Source organism: Streptomyces sp. NPDC059010 (assembly GCF_042740355.1).
Lineage (GTDB): Bacteria > Actinomycetota > Actinomycetes > Streptomycetales > Streptomycetaceae > Streptomyces.
Window position 1 is genome coordinate 20,316 of the sequence record NZ_JBHYJA010000033.1, and the last position, 15,490, is coordinate 35,805.

Here is a 15,490-nt window from a genome sequence, read left to right on the forward strand (position 1 = left end):
GCTCGGGCCACCGCCCCTTTTCCGTATCTCCGTAGCCCTGTATCTCTGTAGCCCTGTATTTGCGTTGTACGCTGTATAGGAAGTGTTCTACGGTGTACAACATGACCACGTCCCCCCAGGAACAGGCCCCGGCCCAGCCGCAGCCCCAGTCACCGGGCGGCCACCCTCAACGCTGGCTGATCCTCGGTGTCATCTGTCTCGCGCAGCTCACCGTGCTGCTCGACAACACGATCCTGAACGTGGCGATCCCCTCGCTCACCAGCGAACTGGGCGCCGCCACCTCGGACATCCAGTGGATGATCAACGCGTACTCGCTCGTGCAGTCCGGTCTGCTGCTGACCGCGGGCAGCGCCGCCGACCGCTACGGCCGCAAGAAGATGCTGGCCATGGGTCTCGCACTGTTCGGGATCGGCTCGCTGGTGGCCGGGCTGGCGGACAGCTCCGGCCAGCTGATCGCGGCCCGGGCCGGCATGGGTGTGGGCGGCGCGCTGCTGATGACCACCACGCTGGCCGTGGCGATGCAGATCTTCACGCCCGAGGAGCAGCCGAAGGCGATCGGCATCTGGGCCGCCGTCAACTCGCTGGGCTTCGCGGCCGGACCGCTCATCGGCGGCTTCATGCTGGACCACTTCTGGTGGGGGGCGATCTTCCTGATCAACCTGCCGGTCGCGGCGCTCGCCCTGGTGGCGGTCGTGATCCTGGTGCCCGAGTCCAAGAACCCCCAGGGTGACCGCCCCGACCTGCTCGGCGCCGTACTGTCCACGATCGGCATGTCCGCCCTGGTCTTCGCGATCATCTCCGGACCCGAGCACGGCTGGACGTCCGGCAGGGTGCTGGCGTCGGCCACGGTCGCGGTCGTGGTGCTGGCCGGCTTCGCGTACTGGGAGAGCCGGATCCCGTACCCCATGCTCGACATGCACTTCTTCACTAATCGCCGGTTCACGGGTGCCGTCGCGGGCGCGGTGCTGATCGCGTTCGGGATGGGCGGTTCGCTCTTCCTGCTCACCCAGCACATGCAGTTCGTACTCGGCTACGGCCCTCTGGAGGCGGGTCTGCGTACGGCGCCGCTCGCGCTGATGATCGTGGCCCTGAACTTCACCGGAGTGGCGGCGAAGTGGTCGGGCAGGCTCGGCACTCCCTTCTCCATCGGGCTGGGCATGACGGCGATGGCCGCCGGCCTGGTCTCGATCGCGACGCTCACCGAGCACGGGTATCCGGGCACGCTGCTGGGTCTGGTGCTGATCGGTGTGGGTGCCGCGATCGCCAGTCCCGCGATGGCGCACGCGATCATGAGCGCGATTCCGCCGGAGAAGGCCGGGGTCGGCGCCGGTATCAACGGCACGGTGGCGGAGTTCGGGCAGGGCCTGGGCGTCGCGGTGCTCGGCGCGGTGCTCAACTCCCGCTTCGCCGCGCTGGTTCCGGTTGCGGCGGTGTCCCTGCCGGGGGCGTTGGCCGAGGCGGGGTCGGAGGCGGAGCGGGGGCGGATCACGGATGCGTTTGCCTCCGGCCTGGAGACCAGTCAGTTGGTGGGGGCGGTTGCTGTGCTGGCCGGTGGTGTAGTCGCGGCGGCGTTGCTTCGGCGGGCTGAGCGGGCAGAGTCCGCCTGAGAGCTCGGGGCATGAGGTGGTCGGGCGACTGCGGGTTGTCGGTGGTTTCTCGCGCCCACGCGGCGGAGCCGCATGTCGGTACAGCCCCGCGCCCCTTGAGGGACGTCGCCGCCTAGCATCTTGATCAGTCAACCGAGTCTAGGAAGGTGCGCCATGGTGAGGTCGGCCAAGCAGGCGGCGCGGACCAGCGTGTGGCTGGAAGGCAAAGCCAAGCGGAGTGGGCGCGGCGGAGGCCAGCCCTCCGGGCTCGACCGGGACCGGATCACCGCGGCCACCGTCCGGCTGCTGGATGCCGACGGGCTGGCCAAGTTCTCCATGCGGCGGCTGGCCGCCGAGCTGAACGTGACCGCGATGTCCGTCTACTGGTACGTCGACACCAAGGACGACCTCCTCGAACTCGCCCTCGACGCCGCGTTCGGCGAGATCACCCTGCCCGACGTGGCGGCGGACGAGGGCGAGGACTGGCGGGACCAGCTGGGCACGCTGGCCCGCGGATACCGGGCCCTGCTGGTCCGCCACCCGTGGCTGTCGCCGCTGATCGGCACCTACGTCAACATCGGCCCGAACAGCCTCGCCTTCTCCCGCTGTGTCCAGCACATCATCCGCAGGACCGGCCTGCCGGCACACGGCCTGGTCGCCGCCATCTCCGCCGTCTTCCAGTTCGTGTACGGCTTCGGCACCATCGAGGGCCACTTCATCGCGCGCAGCGCCGCGTTCGGTATGACCCCGGACGACTACTTCCAGCACGCCATGAGCACGGTGACCCAGTCCGCGGAAGCCGCCGACATCGTCCAGGAGTCCGCGGAACTCATGGAGGCCAGGGGCGGCGACACGGTGGAGGAGATGTGGGAGCGGGACTTCGAGTTCGCCCTGGACCTGCTGGTGGCCGGCATCGAGGCGATGGTCGAGAAGTCACGGTGACGCGAGCCGTTCTTCGTGCAGGCCGTCGGGGACGGCGCGCTCAGCCCTCCTGGACGAGCCGTGCCGGGAACCCGCCGGTCGCCACCGGCCCCCATTTCTGGGGCGTGACCCGGATGATCGACTTCCCCTGCTTCAGCATCGCCGCCCGGTACTCGTCCCAGTCCGGATGCTCCCCGGCGATGTTCCGGTAGTACTCGACGAGCGGCTCCACGGACTCCGGCGAGTCGATCACCTCGGCGGTCCCGTCGATCTGCACCCACGGCCCGTTCCAGTCGTCGCTCAGCACGAGCAGACCGACCCGCTCGTCCCGCTTGGCGTTGCGCGTCTTGGCCCGCTCGGGGTAGGTGGAGACGACGATCCGCCCCGAGTCGTCGACCCCGCACGTCAACGGCGAGGCCTGCGGCCCCCCGTCCGTCCGCCGGGTCAGCAGGATCGCACGATGACGGGGCCGTACGAAGTCCAGCAGCTCTTCGAGCGAAACACGGGTGTTGGTCGCGATGTTCGGTGCCATGGCCTCAGCCTAGGCGCCGACCCCCTGCTCTGCCTGTCCCCGCCATGCCTACCCTTGCGGCAGCGACTCCCCCTGCACCGCCTGCACATCAAGCTCCACCTTCAGCGTCGTCCCGATGGCCGCGATCCCCGCCTGCACCACCTGGTTGTAGTTCATCGCGAAGTCGTCCCGATGCAGCTCCGCCGTCGCCCGGAACGCCGCCCGGGTCCCGCCCCACGGGTCGGCGCCCGTGCCGAGGTAGGCGAGGTCCAGGTCCACCGGACGTACGACACCGTGCATGCCCAGTTCGCCGTGTACCGTCCAGCGATCCGAACCCGCCGCGGTGAGGCCCGTCGAGCGGTAGGTGATCTCGGGGTACTTCTCCACGTCCAGGAAGTCCGGCGACTTCAGATGGCCGTCCCGCATGCCGTTGCCCGTGTCGATCGAGTCGGCCCGGATGACCGCCTCCACCCGGGACTTGGTGATGTCGTCGGGGGCGATCTCGATCGAGCCGGCGAAGTGGGTGAAGCGGCCGTGCACGCTGGAGATGCCCAGGTGCTGGGCGACGGCGGCGACCGTGGAGTGCGCCGGGTCGACGGTCCACGGCCCGGGCGGTGGCAGTTCCGTGCCGCCCTGCCTGGCCAGGGTCACCGTGCCGACCTCGGCGCGGCCGCTCGCCGTGACGATCGCGCTCGCGGCGGCGGGCGCGTAGCCGACGGCGGTCACGATGACGGTGTACGCCCCCGGGGCAAGGGGGTTCGCGTCCCGTACGGCCCCCTCCGCGTCCGCCTCCAGCCGCAGCACCTGCGCTCCGGTCATGTCCGTCACCGTGACGACCGCGTGCGACACGGCCCAACCGTCGCGGGTACCAATCCTCGCGGTCAGTCCCATCCCGTCCAACTCCCTGCGCATACTCACAAATTGGCCATGAAGAAGCCGGCCCGTGACGGGGCGCGCCTCCGCTCGGAGCGCGCCGCCCGCCACGGGCCGGGGTTCTGCTACTCGCCCGGGTGGGCGAGTTCGATGTCGTGGTCGTCGGTGCCGCGGCCGTTGACCGTCAGTGCCGTCGCCACCGGCGGGTAGCCCGTCGCGATGACCGTGTACTCGCCGCCGTCCAGGTCGGTGAAGGCGTACGCGCCGTCCGCTCCGGTGGTGGCGCTGCCCACGACGTTGCCCGCCGCGTCCACCAGCGTCACCCGCGCGTCGGCCAGCGGGCCGTGCGGTGCCCGTACGACGCCCTGGACCTGGGCACCGGCCTCCAGGTCGACCTCGATCCGGGTGACCCCGGTGCCGCCGATCTCGACGGGCAGGGCGCGCGGCCGGAACCCGGCGGCGTTCACCGCGACGGTCACGGCACCCGGCACCAGCTCGGCGAAGCCGAACTCGCCGTGCTCACCGGTGGCCGCCGTGGCCAGCAGATCCCCGCGCACATCGGTCACGATCACCATCGCGTCCTTGACCGGCAGCGTGTCCTGCGCCGTACGGACCACACCGCTCAGGCCACTCGTGCCGCTGAGCAGGATGTCGTACGCCACCGGCCCGTCGCCGTTCACCACGATCGTGGACGCCTGCGGCTGGAAACCGTCGGCGGAGGCGATCAGGACGTACGAGCCCGCGCCCGGCGCGTCCACCGCGTAGAAACCGTCGGCCTGCGCGACCGACCGGCCCAGCTGCCGTCCGGCCAGCGAGATCAGCGTGACGGCGGCCTGCGGTACCGGCGCGCTCTCCGCGCCGCGCACGAAGCCGTGGACCGGGACACCGCCGTAAGCACTGCCGCTCTCCTCGGGGCGGGCCACCGTCGCCACGGCGGCGAGCTGCCGGGTGCCCTCGGGGTCGGTCCCGGTCTCGAACCGGGTCTCGGTCTCGGTCTCGGAGGAGGCGACGGCCCAGCTCGGCACCCGCTCCTCCGCCGCGGCCGCGGGGGTCTCGGCCGGCGCCGGGGTCCCGGCCTCGGCGGCCTGCGCCAGGGCGCCCTTCGTCCGCAACGGGACCTCCTTGATGAACAGCGAGAACAGGAGGGCGAGGAAGGCGATCGGCGCGGCGTACAGGAAGACGTCCGCGACGCCGTGGCCGTACGCGCTCTCGATGACCGTGCGGACGGGCGCGGGGAGCGCGTCGAGGTCGGGGATCTCGCCGTGGCCCGAGGAGCCCTGCACACCCAGCTTGGTCAGGCCCTCCTCGGCGTAGTGGGTGATGCGGTGGCTGAGGACCGCGCCCAGCGCGGAGACGCCCATGGCGCCGCCGAGGGAGCGGAAGAAGTTCACGACCGAGCTGGCGGCGCCCAGGTCGCTCGGGGCCACCTGGTTCTGCGTGGCCAGGACCAGGTTCTGCATCATCATGCCGACGCCGAGGCCCAGCAGGGCCATGAAGATCGCGACGTGCCAGTACTCGGTGTCGTAGCGGATCGTGCCGAGGAGCCCGAGGCCCGCGGTCACCAGGACACCGCCGGCCAGCAGCCAGGCCTTCCAGCGGCCGGTGCGGGTGATGACCTGGCCGGAGACGGTGGACGAGATGAACAGGCCGACGATCATCGGGATGGTCAGGACGCCGGACATGGTCGGCGACTCGTTCCGCGCCAGCTGGAAGTACTGGCTGAAGAAGATCGTGCCCGCGAACATCGCGATGCCGACGAAGAGCGACGCCAGCGAGGCCAGCGTGATGGTGCGGTTGCGGAACAGGCGCAGCGGGATGATCGGCTCGCTCGCCCTGGTCTCGGCGAAGACGAAGATCAGCAGCAGCGCCAGCGCGCCACCCGTCATCGCGCCCGTCTGCCAGGACAGCCAGTCGTACTTGTCACCGGCGAAGGTCACCCAGATCAGCAGCAGGCAGACCGCGGCGGTGATGAAGAAGGCGCCCGCCCAGTCGACCTTGGCCTTCCGGCGGACGACCGGCAGGTGCAGGGTGCGCTGCAGCACGATCAGGGCGATCACGGCGAAGGGCACGCCGACGTAGAAGCACCAGCGCCAGCCGAGCCAGTCGGTGTCGGTGATGACGCCGCCGATCAGCGGGCCGCCGACCATCGCGGTGGCGAAGGTGGCGCCGAGGTAGCCGTTGTAGCGGCCGCGCTCACGCGGGGAGATCATCGCGGCCAGGATGATCTGGGCCAGCGAGGACAGACCGCCCATGCCGATGCCCTGGACGGCGCGGAAGGTGATGAGCATGGCGGGGTTCTGGGACAGACCGGCCGCCGCGGAGCCCGCCACGAAGATGACCAGCGCCACCTGTATCAGCAGCTTCTTGGAGAACAGGTCGGCGAGCTTGCCCCACAGCGGCGTCGACGCGGTCATCGCCAGCAGCGACGCGGTGACGACCCAGGTGTAGGCGCTCTGGCCGCCGCCGAGGTCCTTGATGATGTCGGGCAGGGCGTTGGAGACGATCGTCGACGACAGGATCGCGACGAACATGCCGAGCAGCAGCCCGGTCAGCGCTTCCATGATCTGCCGGTGCGTCATGGGAGTGCCGTCCCCGGCTCCGCTCCCGTGCTTGGCGTGGGCCCGCACACCGGCTGGTGTGGTCGTTGCCATGGGGTTCCTTTTCCTACTGGGTGATCGCGGGTGTACGGCAGTCGTCGAAGCTGGCCCGCAGCCGGGCCATGAGCCGGGTGAGCTGGGCGACCTCGTCGTCGGTCCAGTCGCTCAGCCGCTCGGCGAGCAGTTGCGTGGTCCGCCGGGACATCTCCCGGACGCGGTCCTCGCCTGCCGGGGTGAGGAGCAGAATGCGGCTGCGTTTGTCCGCCGGGTCGGGGGAGCGCACGATCCAGCCGCGCTCGGCGACGTGGGCGACATGGCGGCTGGTCACCGACATGTCCACGGCGAGCAGCTCGGCGAGCTTGCTCATGCGCATCTCTCCGTGACGGGCCAGCAACGTCAGTACGGCGGCGCAGCCGGCGGGGCAGTCGGACGGCAGCATCCGGCCCATCTCCCGCTTCACGGCGCCGAAGGCGCTGAACTGGCGGACCAGCTCCTCGTACTGCGCCTGCTCGGCCATCACACCTCCCGTGTTTGTTGCTTAGGGCAACCATAAGAGCATTTGGTTGCTACAGGCAAACAAATGGGGATGTCTACGCTGTAAAAACTTGGCAAAGGCAAGTATTGCGACCGTAAATGTGCAGGTGGGGCGGGTCCTGTGCCCCCTTGTGCAGGGTGGCGGCCCCCACTTGGGCCGAACGTGCGGATTCGCTAGGGTCTCAGGCCATGGCCAACACCCAGAACCCCCAGGGCAACCACGACCCCGCCGGTAACACCCAGATGTTCCGCGCGTTCGTCGACGAGGGCCCGCAGGGCGGTCGTCAGCAGCAGGCTTCCTCCAGCGGTCCCCGCATCGGCCTGATCCTCGGCGTCGTGGTCGCCGTGGCGATCGTCGCGGCCGTGGCCTGGCTGGCGTTCAAGTAGCCGCTACGGCTCCCCTACGGTTATCGCTCCCACCGGACGGTGACGTCCCGCGTCTCGATGTGCATGCCCAGCGGCACGCGCCAGGCGTCGACGCACACCGTCCAGGTCTTCTCCTCGCGTGCCCCGGCCCCGAGCGGCGCCGGGAGCTTCCGCGTCGACTCGATCGTCGCCCAGTCGATGCCGAGCGCGCCGATGACGTGGGTGCCGAAGGTGACGGTGCCCGACCGTATGGCTGTGCCGCCGGTGTTGTGGAAGCCGAGGGTCACCTTCTCGCACCAGCGCTTGTCGGTGGGCTTCCGTGTCGGGTCGCTCACCGTGAGCTTCGCGGGTGAGGGGGAGGCCGACGGCGCCGAGGGCGGTGTGGGTGACGCGCCGGGCGGGGTGGTGGAGTGGCCCGGCGTGACGGCGGGGCCGGGGGCGGGGTCTGCTGTGCTGCCCGGCGGTCGGGCCCGGCGGTCCGTTCCGTCGGTCGAGGGCGGCTCCGGCGCCTGACTTTCGCCTTGTGCGGGGGAGTTGCCCGAACCCCCGCCGCCGCTCCTGCCGCCGTCCCCGTCGCTGTCCCCCACGCTGCCGCCGCGCTCCGGTCCGTCGAGCGGCACCAGCGTCACCTCGCCCGTCGGTGCAACCGCCGTACCGGACACCCTCGGTGGTCCGCCCGCCGCCCCGGTCGCGACATAGCCGTCACCCCCGCCTCCGCCGCCGCACGCGGCCAGCACCCCGCCCAGGCAGACGACGGCCGCCGACGCGCCGAGCAAGGCGCACCGACGGCCAGGTGTCGAGGTCGTCCATGTCGAGCGAAGCATCGGGCCATGGTGGCTGACGCTCCGTCAAATATGAAGGGTGTGACGGGGATCGGTCGGACGGATCGGTCGGAGGATCAGTCGGAGATGAGGCCCTCGCGCAGCTGCGCCAGCGTCCGGGTCAGCAGCCGGGAGACGTGCATCTGGGAGATGCCGACCTCCTCGCCGATCTGCGACTGGGTCATGTTGGCGAAGAAGCGCAGCATGATGATCCGCCGCTCGCGGGGCGGCAGTTTGGCCAGCAGCGGCTTGAGGGACTCGCGGTACTCCACGCCCTCAAGCGCGGTGTCCTCGTAGCCCAGCCGGTCGGCCAGGGAGCCCTCGCCGCCGTCGTCCTCCGGGGCCGGGGAGTCCAGCGAGGAGGCCGTGTAGGCGTTGCCGACCGCGAGGCCGTCGACGACGTCCTCCTCGGACACGCCCAGCACGGTGGCGAGTTCGGTCACCGTCGGGGAGCGGTCCAGCTTCTGGGAGAGCTCGTCGCTGGCCTTGGTGAGGGCCAGACGCAGCTCCTGGAGCCGGCGCGGGACGCGCACCGACCAGGAGGTGTCGCGGAAGAACCGCTTGATCTCGCCCACGACCGTCGGCATCGCGAACGTCGGGAACTCCACGCCCCGTTCGCAGTCGAAGCGGTCGATCGCCTTGATCAGGCCGATGGTGCCGACCTGGACGATGTCCTCCATCGGCTCGTTGCGCGAGCGGAAGCGGGCCGCCGCGTAGCGCACGAGGGGGAGGTTGAGCTCGATCAGAGTGTCCCGAACGTAGGCGCGCTCGGGGCTGTTCTCGTCCAGGGCGGCGAGCCGCAGGAACAGGGAGCGGGACAGGGTGCGGGTGTCGATGGACTCCGATGCCGGGAGAGCCGGGGCCTCAGTGGCCTCCAGGGTCGAAACGTCTTCGAGCGCGGCGTCGGGCGCGGACTCGCTCTTCGTGAGCGTGAGCACCTTCGAGCTGCCCTGGTCTGCGGACATGCCACCCCCTTTGGGTCGCGGGACGGTCGTGGCGAACGCTCCGATCGAGGAACGCCAGCCTTCACCTGAATACCGGAGCCGAAGCCACGGCAAACGCGCTTCCCGAAGAATGTCACATGTCGGCAACACGCTGTAGAGACATGTCGACATGTCAGACTTGAATCCGCCCTGGATAAAGGGGGTCTGACGGTATTTCGAGCCAGAACTGTCGGGATCCGCCCTGGTGAGCGATTCGCTCGCGACGGTTACCGGTCGATCCTGTTTGCGGTTACGCGTCGATCCGGTTCGCCGAACGCAGCCGCTGGAAGCTACGCGCGAGTAGCCTCGAAACGTGCATCTGGGATACGCCGAGTTCCGCACTGATTTGCGACTGGGTGAGGTTGCTGTAGTAGCGCAGCAGCAGGATTCTCTGCTCGCGTTCGGGGAGTTGGACCAGCAGATGCCGGACCAGGTCGCGGTGCTCCACGCCGTCCAGGGCCGGGTCCTCGTAGCCGAGCCGGTCCAGCAGTCCGGGCAGCCCGTCGCCCTCCTGGGCGGCCTCCAGCGAGGTCGCGTGGTACGACCGCCCGGCCTCGATGCAGGACAGCACCTCGTCCTCGGTGATGCGCAGCCGCTCGGCGATCTCGGCGGTCGTGGGGGTGCGCCCGAAGCTGGTGGTCAGATCCTCGGTCGCGCTGTTCACCTGGACCCACAGCTCGTGCAGCCGGCGCGGTACGTGGACCGTGCGGACGTTGTCGCGGAAGTACCGCTTGATCTCGCCGACGACGGTCGGCATCGCGAAGGTCGGGAACTGCACGCCCCGGTCCGGATCGAAGCGGTCGATGGCGTTGATGAGCCCGATGGTGCCGACCTGGATGACGTCCTCCATCGGCTCGTTGCGGGAGCGGAAGCGGGCGGCCGCGTAGCGCACGAGCGGGAGGTTCGCCTCGATGAGCGCTCCGCGCACGCGGTTGTGCTCCGGCGTACCGGGTTGCAGTTCCTTGAGTTCGCCGAAGAGAACCTGGGTGAGCGCGCGGGTGTCGGCTCCACGGCTGCGGGGCGGCGCTGCCGCCGGGATGTCCTCCTGGCTGGGGGTTTGGGGGCTCGGTGCTTGAGGGCTCGGGGCTTGAGGCGCAGTACTGGCCGGCACGGTCAACTCCACCTCGTGATCCATCAACTCATCGGTCAAAAGCGGTCATAGCATCACAAGACAGTTCATTGTGTTCAAGTACCGCATAATCCCGTGTTGGGGATGGATCGCTGCGCAAGACACGCGAAAGCCCCCCGCCGTTCCGGCGGAGGGCTCCGGGGGGATCCGGGTGGATCGTGGGGTGGTGCGGCTCAGTATTCGTAGTCGGCGATCACCCAGGTGGCGAACTCCCGCCACAGGGTCACGCCCGCCTGGTGTTCGGGGTGCTCCGCGTACGTCCGCAGGGCGGCGGCGTCCTCGAAGGCGGAGTTGATGGCGAAGTCGTAGGCGATGGGGCGGTCGCTGATGTTCCAGCCGAGCTCCCAGTGCCGGATCTCGGAGATCTTGCCCTCCAGCGAACGGAAGGCCTCGACGCCCTCCACCACCCGGGGGTCGTCACGCTCGACGCCCTCGTTGAGCCTGAAGAGGACGAGGTGGCGGATCATGGGTGCTCCTAGCTGTCGCCTCCGTTGGCGATCCATGTCATGAAGTCGCCGATGGCCTTGGCGGCGTCCGATATGCCCTCGAAGCCTATCTGCACGTAGTCGGCGGCCTTGGCCGGGTCCGTGATGACCACGTAGAGCACGAAGACCGCGAGTATGTAGACGGCGACCTTCTTCGAATTCACCGCCATCGCGGCCTCCCCTGTGGCTGCTGCCTGCCGTGCCTGCTGTGTCGAATGAGTCGAAAGGGCCGAAAGAGCCCCGTGGTACCGGCGGTGAGTGTAACCTTCGCGCCTCTGCGGAGATCAACAGCACGAAGGGCCCCGTCTGTCGACGGGGCCCTTCTTCAGCGGTAGCGGAGGGATTTGAACCCTCGGTGACTTGCGCCACACTCGCTTTCGAGGCGAGCTCCTTCGGCCGCTCGGACACGCTACCGAGAGAGACCTTACAGCACGCCGGGCGATGCTCTGAAATCAGTTGTCGGGGCCGGTCACCGGTCCCGGAAGAAGTCCGTGAGGAGACGGGCGCACTCCTCGGCGAGCACGCCCTCGATCACCTCGGGCCGGTGGTTGAGCCGCCGGTCGCGTACGACGTCCCAGAGGGAGCCGGCCGCGCCGGCCTTCTCGTCCCGGGCGCCGTAGACGACCCGGTCCACCCGGGACTGCACCAGGGCGCCCGCGCACATGGTGCACGGCTCCAGCGTCACGACGAGCGTGCAGCCGGACAGCCGCCACTCCCCGACCTCGGCGGCCGCCCGCCGGATCGCCAGGACCTCGGCGTGCGCGGTCGGATCGCCGGTCGCCTCGCGCTCGTTGTGACCGGCGCCCAGCACCGTCGTACCGTCGGCGGACAGCACCACCGCGCCGACGGGGACGTCGCCGCCCCGGACGGCCAGTTCGGCCTCGTCCAGGGCGAGCCGCATCGCGGCCCGCCAGCGGTCGCGCAGGGGGTCGGGCGTCGAGGGCACCGAGGGCGTCCCGCGTGCCTCGGGTGCCTCGGGTGCCGACCCCTGGTCGGACGAGGTCAGCGGACGGTCTCCAGTACCTCCGAGGCACCCAGCGCCTCGGCGATCGCGCTGAGGGCGTCCTCGGCGTCCAGGGCCTTGAGCTCCTTCTCGCCGACGCCGAGGTCGTCGAGGATCTCGGTGTCGCCGACGGGGCTGTGCGGGACCGCCTCGGCCCCGCCGCCGTCCTCCTCGTCGTCGGAGTCGCCGTCCGGCTCCTCCGTGCCGTCGAGGTCCAGGGAGTCCAGATCGGCGCCGTCGTCGCCGGGCTCCCTGCCGAGCAGTTCATCGGTGAGAAGGATCTCGCCGTAGCTGCTGCGGGCAGCGGCGGCGGCGTCGGAGACGTAGATACGAGGGTCGTCCTCGCCGTCGATCCGGACGACGCCGAACCAGGCGTCCTCCTGCTCGATGAGCACGAGCACCGTGTCGTCCTCGGGCGAGGCTTCACGGGCCAGGTCGGCCAGATCCGACAGGGTCTCCACATCGTCGAGCTCTGTGTCGCTCGCTTCCCACCCGTCTTCGGTGCGCGCGAGCAGTGCGGCGAAGTACACCGTGACTCTCCCACTGGTCATAGGCGTGCCGGTTGGGCTTCCCCCCGGCGGAGGTTGCGGGTGGGGAGGCTCGGGGTCCGAGCCCCACCCACTCGGAATCGTGGCAGAAACAAGGCGTTCAGGGGACGTCTTCGGCTCCCTGTGTCCGGCAGTTTTGATCGCGTCCTCCCGAGGGGGTCCGCGAGCACGTCCGTGAAGGACTCACCAGCACACTCGTTGCTGCCACCTGCGGATCGTACGCGGCTTTTGCGGGTGGCCAAGCACGCCTGTCGCTCCAACGCCCCCGCGAGCTGCGGATCTTCCCTCGCGGCTCGCTCTACCAGCGGAATGTTCGCATGCGCATCGCATGCCGCAGGCGCGCCGCCTTGGCACGGCGCGGCTGGACGCGGTCCCGTAGTTCGCGGGCCTCGGCGAGTTCCCGCAGGAACTGGGCGCGGCGCCGACGGCGCGCGGCGTCGGCCTCCTCCTGCGTGTCCCGACGTGCGTCCTGCCGCGTGTCCCGTCGAGTGTCCTGACGCGTGTTCTGGCGCGCGTCCTGCGTGCGATCCTCTGCGGACTCAGGTTCAGGCATGGCCTCACCACCCCCGGTACGTCCCTCCCACTTTCCCTCCGATGGGCGGTTTGATGCCAGCGCAGGAGTGAACCTGTGGCCCTGGGCTTGCTGCGCGTGGGGGCGCCGGGCATACCCGGCCCGGCTAATGTTGTGGACATGCGTCTCCACGTCGTCGACCACCCCCTGGTCGCCCACAAGCTCACCACCCTGCGCGACCAGCGCACCGACTCCCCGACCTTCCGTCGGCTCGCCGACGAGCTGGTCACCCTGCTCGCCTACGAGGCCACGCGGGACGTGCGCACCGAAGCGGTCGACATCCGGACCCCGGTCGCCCCCACCACCGGCGTCAAGCTCTCCCACCCGCGCCCGCTGGTGGTGCCGATCCTGCGGGCCGGCCTCGGCATGCTGGACGGCATGGTCCGGCTGCTGCCGACCGCCGAGGTGGGCTTCCTGGGCATGATCCGCAACGAGGAGACCCTGGAGGCGTCCACGTACGCCACGCGGATGCCGGAGGATCTCTCCGGGCGTCAGGTGTACGTGCTGGATCCGATGCTGGCGACCGGCGGGACGCTGGTCGCGGCGATCCAGGAGCTCATCAAGCGGGGTGCCGACGACGTGACCGCCGTGGTGCTGCTCGCCGCGCCCGAGGGCGTGGAGCTGATGGAGCGGGAGCTGGCGGGGACGCCGGTGACAGTGGTTACGGCCGCGGTGGACGACCACCTCAACGAGCACGGGTACATCGTGCCGGGGCTGGGGGATGCCGGGGATCGTCTTTACGGTGCGGCCGAGTAGGGCGGATACGCCTGTTCGCCGTAGGGGTGCGGGTTGTGGGGCGGCTGCGGGTTCGTCGTGGCTCGTCGCGCCCACGCGGCGGAGCCGCATATGGATACAGCCCAGCGCCCCTTAGGGCGTTGCTCAGCAGGTTTCTTTGTCGGTGGGCGTCGGCTTGGGGTTGGTCAGTGCGGCCAGGGCCCGGTCGGCGTCCGTCTTCTTTGTCAGGGCTTTGAACTTCGCGCCCAGGATCAGGTCCAGGTCCGTGCCCTTGCGGGTGTCCGCGCGGCGTTCGGCCGACGTCAGCTGGGTGGCCAGGACCTGCACTGAGGTGCTCTGGGCCGTGGTCGGGCCGAGCAGCAGGCCGGTGCCCTTGACCTTCTTGTCGTACTCCTTGGTCGCGTTGCCCACGTCGCCGATCTTGAAGCCGCGCTTCTTCAGCTCGTCCGCCGTCTGCTTGGCGAGCCCGCTGCGGGTGGTGGCGTTGAAGACGTTGACCGTGATCGTGGCCGGCTTGGGCAGCGGCGCCGTGGCGGCGGGCGAGGGGGTCGCCCCGGTCGAGCAGTCGGACTTCGGACCGGCTGCTGAAGCCTTTCTGCCGCCACCGGTGAAGACGTCGATGAGCTGCAGTGTCCCCCAGCCGAGCATGCCGAGGACGACTGCGGAGGCGACGCCGAGAACGACGAGCCGGCCGCGGCGCCGGGGACGGCGCATCCGCGGGTACTTGTTCCCCCTGATCCGGTACTGGCCGCCCATGCCCGGGGGAGTCAGCATGCTCATGAGCGCAGCGTAGTGCGCCCGGGCGGCGATGCCTACCGGATGATCATTCGATACCGCTCAGTCCAACCCGAAAGGGCCAACAGGTTGACGCGCGGGGCGTCGGCCCCGGTCAGTCCAGTTCGAGGACTCTCGCATGCAGCACCTGGCGCTGCTGCAGCGCCGCGCGCACGGCGCGGTGGAGGCCGTCCTCCAGATACAGGTCGCCCTGCCACTTCACGACGTGCGCGAAGAGGTCGCCGTAGAACGTCGAGTCCTCGGCGAGCAGGGTTTCCAGATCGAGCTGCCCCTTGGTCGTCACCAGCTGATCGAGGCGGACCGGGCGCGGCGCGACGTCCGCCCACTGCCGGGTGCTTTCCCGGCCGTGGTCGGGGTACGGCCGGCCGTTTCCGATGCGCTTGAAGATCACACGGAAAGCCTACCGGTCAAGACCTTCCGGGCGCAGCCATGGCGACGGAGTGCGGGGCTGGAAAAGATGGGACCAAACGGGGCAATGCGGCGAGCTGTGAGGGAACCGTGGCCGGATCGGAAGCCGGAACGGACCTGATCGGAAGCCGAGGCGACGCCCGATCCCGCGTCGCGCCTGCTGTGTGTGCGGGGTGGGCGTGTCGGAGAGGTGAGGTCCGGGCGTGCCGGAGAGGTGGGCCCGGGGAGTGTCGGGTGGTGGTCTGTGCGGGCGGTGACGGGGTCCGCACTTACCGGCGGTATGCACAGGCTGTGGACAGAGGGTCGGCGCACGAGAGGTTCCAGGCATTCCGTGGGGTGACGAGGCCGGACGGGATGGGTGCGCTGGCGATGGTGGCCGGGGAGCGGAGGGGCTGGGAGCCGAAGGGCGGGGAGGGAAGGGCATGGGAGCGCCGGGCCCGGGAGCGCAGGGGCGGCCAGGAGGAGGCGCTGTCGGGCATCGAGCAGATCGTCGAGCAGGTCGTCGAGCAGATCGTCGGGAACGGCATGTTCAAGTCCCTCGCTCGGTCGATGGGTACGCGGCTCTGGCGGGAGATCACCCGGTCGGCCTCGGGGCGGCGCGGCGGAGGCCCTGGTCCCGTTGGG

The 15,490-nt window shown here is 69.9% G+C and carries 18 protein-coding genes, 1 tRNA gene and 1 pseudogene; 5 read left to right on the plus strand and 15 right to left on the minus strand.

Features of this window, described 5'->3' with window-relative positions:
* Nucleotides 1–101: 101 nt before the first annotated feature.
* Nucleotides 102–1,607: an MFS transporter gene (locus tag ACFWYS_RS30685; protein WP_384775846.1), complete on the plus strand. Its 1,506-nt coding sequence runs from the start codon at nucleotides 102–104 to the stop codon at nucleotides 1,605–1,607.
* 153 nt (nucleotides 1,608–1,760) lie between these two features.
* Complete coding sequence (locus ACFWYS_RS30690; RefSeq protein ID WP_384775848.1) at nucleotides 1,761–2,528, plus strand: TetR/AcrR family transcriptional regulator; 768 nt, start codon at nucleotides 1,761–1,763, stop codon at nucleotides 2,526–2,528.
* Nucleotides 2,529–2,568: 40 nt separating this feature from the next.
* On the opposite strand, the gene ACFWYS_RS30695 is transcribed toward ACFWYS_RS30690, so the two are convergent.
* The 4 genes from ACFWYS_RS30695 to ACFWYS_RS30710 form a co-directional block, all read right to left on the minus strand.
* Nucleotides 2,569–3,039 (minus strand): PPOX class F420-dependent oxidoreductase, encoded by a 471-nt coding sequence (locus ACFWYS_RS30695; protein ID WP_384775850.1) that lies wholly within the window; start codon nucleotides 3,037–3,039, stop codon nucleotides 2,569–2,571.
* A gap of 48 nt (nucleotides 3,040–3,087) precedes the next feature.
* Nucleotides 3,088–3,909: a YceI family protein gene (locus ACFWYS_RS30700; protein ID WP_384775852.1), complete on the minus strand. Its 822-nt coding sequence runs from the start codon at nucleotides 3,907–3,909 to the stop codon at nucleotides 3,088–3,090.
* Nucleotides 3,910–4,016: 107 nt separating this feature from the next.
* Nucleotides 4,017–6,542, minus strand: a complete 2,526-nt coding sequence (locus ACFWYS_RS30705) for an MFS transporter (protein ID WP_384775854.1) — start codon at nucleotides 6,540–6,542, stop codon at nucleotides 4,017–4,019.
* Nucleotides 6,543–6,555: 13 nt separating this feature from the next.
* Nucleotides 6,556–7,005: a MarR family winged helix-turn-helix transcriptional regulator gene (locus tag ACFWYS_RS30710; RefSeq protein WP_384775856.1), complete on the minus strand. Its 450-nt coding sequence runs from the start codon at nucleotides 7,003–7,005 to the stop codon at nucleotides 6,556–6,558.
* A 206-nt stretch (nucleotides 7,006–7,211) separates the two neighbouring features.
* Here ACFWYS_RS30710 and ACFWYS_RS30715 point away from each other — a divergent pair, with 206 nt between their 5' ends.
* Complete coding sequence (locus tag ACFWYS_RS30715; RefSeq protein ID WP_384775858.1) at nucleotides 7,212–7,409, plus strand: hypothetical protein; 198 nt, start codon at nucleotides 7,212–7,214, stop codon at nucleotides 7,407–7,409.
* A gap of 20 nt (nucleotides 7,410–7,429) precedes the next feature.
* On the opposite strand, the gene ACFWYS_RS30720 is transcribed toward ACFWYS_RS30715, so the two are convergent.
* The 9 genes from ACFWYS_RS30720 to ACFWYS_RS30760 form a co-directional block, all read right to left on the minus strand.
* Nucleotides 7,430–8,212 (minus strand): hypothetical protein, encoded by a 783-nt coding sequence (locus ACFWYS_RS30720; protein ID WP_384775860.1) that lies wholly within the window; start codon nucleotides 8,210–8,212, stop codon nucleotides 7,430–7,432.
* 74 nt (nucleotides 8,213–8,286) lie between these two features.
* Nucleotides 8,287–9,174, minus strand: a complete 888-nt coding sequence (locus tag ACFWYS_RS30725; protein WP_384775862.1) for an RNA polymerase sigma factor SigF — start codon at nucleotides 9,172–9,174, stop codon at nucleotides 8,287–8,289.
* Nucleotides 9,175–9,442: 268 nt separating this feature from the next.
* Nucleotides 9,443–10,327: an RNA polymerase sigma factor SigF gene (locus tag ACFWYS_RS30730; RefSeq protein ID WP_384775864.1), complete on the minus strand. Its 885-nt coding sequence runs from the start codon at nucleotides 10,325–10,327 to the stop codon at nucleotides 9,443–9,445.
* A 167-nt stretch (nucleotides 10,328–10,494) separates the two neighbouring features.
* Nucleotides 10,495–10,788: a Dabb family protein gene (locus ACFWYS_RS30735; RefSeq protein WP_384775866.1), complete on the minus strand. Its 294-nt coding sequence runs from the start codon at nucleotides 10,786–10,788 to the stop codon at nucleotides 10,495–10,497.
* An 8-nt stretch (nucleotides 10,789–10,796) separates the two neighbouring features.
* A complete protein-coding gene (locus ACFWYS_RS30740) occupies nucleotides 10,797–10,976 on the minus strand; it encodes a hypothetical protein (protein WP_384775867.1) in 180 nt (59 codons plus the stop codon).
* A gap of 159 nt (nucleotides 10,977–11,135) precedes the next feature.
* Nucleotides 11,136–11,220: transfer RNA gene (locus tag ACFWYS_RS30745), tRNA-Ser, on the minus strand.
* A 55-nt stretch (nucleotides 11,221–11,275) separates the two neighbouring features.
* Nucleotides 11,276–11,707 (minus strand): tRNA adenosine(34) deaminase TadA, encoded by a 432-nt coding sequence (gene tadA / locus ACFWYS_RS30750; RefSeq protein WP_384775977.1) that lies wholly within the window; start codon nucleotides 11,705–11,707, stop codon nucleotides 11,276–11,278.
* A 101-nt stretch (nucleotides 11,708–11,808) separates the two neighbouring features.
* The gene (locus tag ACFWYS_RS30755; RefSeq protein ID WP_384775979.1) at nucleotides 11,809–12,339 is read right to left on the minus strand and encodes a hypothetical protein; all 531 of its coding nucleotides are present in this window, start codon (nucleotides 12,337–12,339) and stop codon (nucleotides 11,809–11,811) included.
* 316 nt (nucleotides 12,340–12,655) lie between these two features.
* On the minus strand, nucleotides 12,656–12,910 hold the full coding sequence (locus ACFWYS_RS30760) for a hypothetical protein (RefSeq protein ID WP_384775869.1): 255 nt from the start codon (nucleotides 12,908–12,910) through the stop codon (nucleotides 12,656–12,658).
* A gap of 138 nt (nucleotides 12,911–13,048) precedes the next feature.
* Here ACFWYS_RS30760 and upp point away from each other — a divergent pair, with 138 nt between their 5' ends.
* Entirely contained in the window at nucleotides 13,049–13,684 is a 636-nt protein-coding gene (upp, locus tag ACFWYS_RS30765) for a uracil phosphoribosyltransferase (RefSeq protein ID WP_384775871.1), read from the plus strand.
* 123 nt (nucleotides 13,685–13,807) lie between these two features.
* Here the strand turns inward: upp and ACFWYS_RS30770 are convergent, their stop codons facing one another.
* Both ACFWYS_RS30770 and ACFWYS_RS30775 read right to left on the minus strand, forming a co-directional pair.
* Nucleotides 13,808–14,443, minus strand: coding sequence for a LytR C-terminal domain-containing protein (locus ACFWYS_RS30770; RefSeq protein WP_384775873.1), 636 nt, complete (start codon nucleotides 14,441–14,443; stop codon nucleotides 13,808–13,810).
* Between the two features lie 109 nt (nucleotides 14,444–14,552).
* Nucleotides 14,553–14,849 (minus strand): type II toxin-antitoxin system VapB family antitoxin, encoded by a 297-nt coding sequence (locus ACFWYS_RS30775; protein WP_003999914.1) that lies wholly within the window; start codon nucleotides 14,847–14,849, stop codon nucleotides 14,553–14,555.
* 353 nt (nucleotides 14,850–15,202) lie between these two features.
* On the opposite strand from ACFWYS_RS30775, the pseudogene ACFWYS_RS30780 reads away from it, so the two are divergent.
* Nucleotides 15,203–15,490 (plus strand): annotated as a pseudogene (locus tag ACFWYS_RS30780) (hypothetical protein); the annotation flags it as partial.

Excerpts from the sequence above, each read along its gene's own strand:
- ACFWYS_RS30685 (WP_384775846.1), top strand. The coding sequence starts at position 102 with ATGACCACGTCCCCCCAGGAACAGGCCCCGGCCCAGCCGCAGCCCCAG.
- ACFWYS_RS30740 (WP_384775867.1), bottom strand. The coding sequence starts at position 10,976 with ATGGCGGTGAATTCGAAGAAGGTCGCCGTCTACATACTCGCGGTCTTC.
- upp (WP_384775871.1), top strand. The coding sequence starts at position 13,049 with ATGCGTCTCCACGTCGTCGACCACCCCCTGGTCGCCCACAAGCTCACC.
- ACFWYS_RS30705 (WP_384775854.1), bottom strand. The coding sequence starts at position 6,542 with ATGGCAACGACCACACCAGCCGGTGTGCGGGCCCACGCCAAGCACGGG.
- ACFWYS_RS30730 (WP_384775864.1), bottom strand. The coding sequence starts at position 10,327 with ATGGATCACGAGGTGGAGTTGACCGTGCCGGCCAGTACTGCGCCTCAA.
- ACFWYS_RS30710 (WP_384775856.1), bottom strand. The coding sequence starts at position 7,005 with ATGGCCGAGCAGGCGCAGTACGAGGAGCTGGTCCGCCAGTTCAGCGCC.
- ACFWYS_RS30735 (WP_384775866.1), bottom strand. The coding sequence starts at position 10,788 with ATGATCCGCCACCTCGTCCTCTTCAGGCTCAACGAGGGCGTCGAGCGT.
- ACFWYS_RS30725 (WP_384775862.1), bottom strand. The coding sequence starts at position 9,174 with ATGTCCGCAGACCAGGGCAGCTCGAAGGTGCTCACGCTCACGAAGAGC.
- ACFWYS_RS30690 (WP_384775848.1), top strand. The coding sequence starts at position 1,761 with ATGGTGAGGTCGGCCAAGCAGGCGGCGCGGACCAGCGTGTGGCTGGAA.
- ACFWYS_RS30770 (WP_384775873.1), bottom strand. The coding sequence starts at position 14,443 with ATGAGCATGCTGACTCCCCCGGGCATGGGCGGCCAGTACCGGATCAGG.
- tadA (WP_384775977.1), bottom strand. The coding sequence starts at position 11,707 with ATGCGGCTCGCCCTGGACGAGGCCGAACTGGCCGTCCGGGGCGGCGAC.
- ACFWYS_RS30715 (WP_384775858.1), top strand. The coding sequence starts at position 7,212 with ATGGCCAACACCCAGAACCCCCAGGGCAACCACGACCCCGCCGGTAAC.
- ACFWYS_RS30695 (WP_384775850.1), bottom strand. The coding sequence starts at position 3,039 with ATGGCACCGAACATCGCGACCAACACCCGTGTTTCGCTCGAAGAGCTG.
- ACFWYS_RS30760 (WP_384775869.1), bottom strand. The coding sequence starts at position 12,910 with ATGCCTGAACCTGAGTCCGCAGAGGATCGCACGCAGGACGCGCGCCAG.
- ACFWYS_RS30700 (WP_384775852.1), bottom strand. The coding sequence starts at position 3,909 with ATGGGACTGACCGCGAGGATTGGTACCCGCGACGGTTGGGCCGTGTCG.
- ACFWYS_RS30720 (WP_384775860.1), bottom strand. The coding sequence starts at position 8,212 with ATGCTTCGCTCGACATGGACGACCTCGACACCTGGCCGTCGGTGCGCC.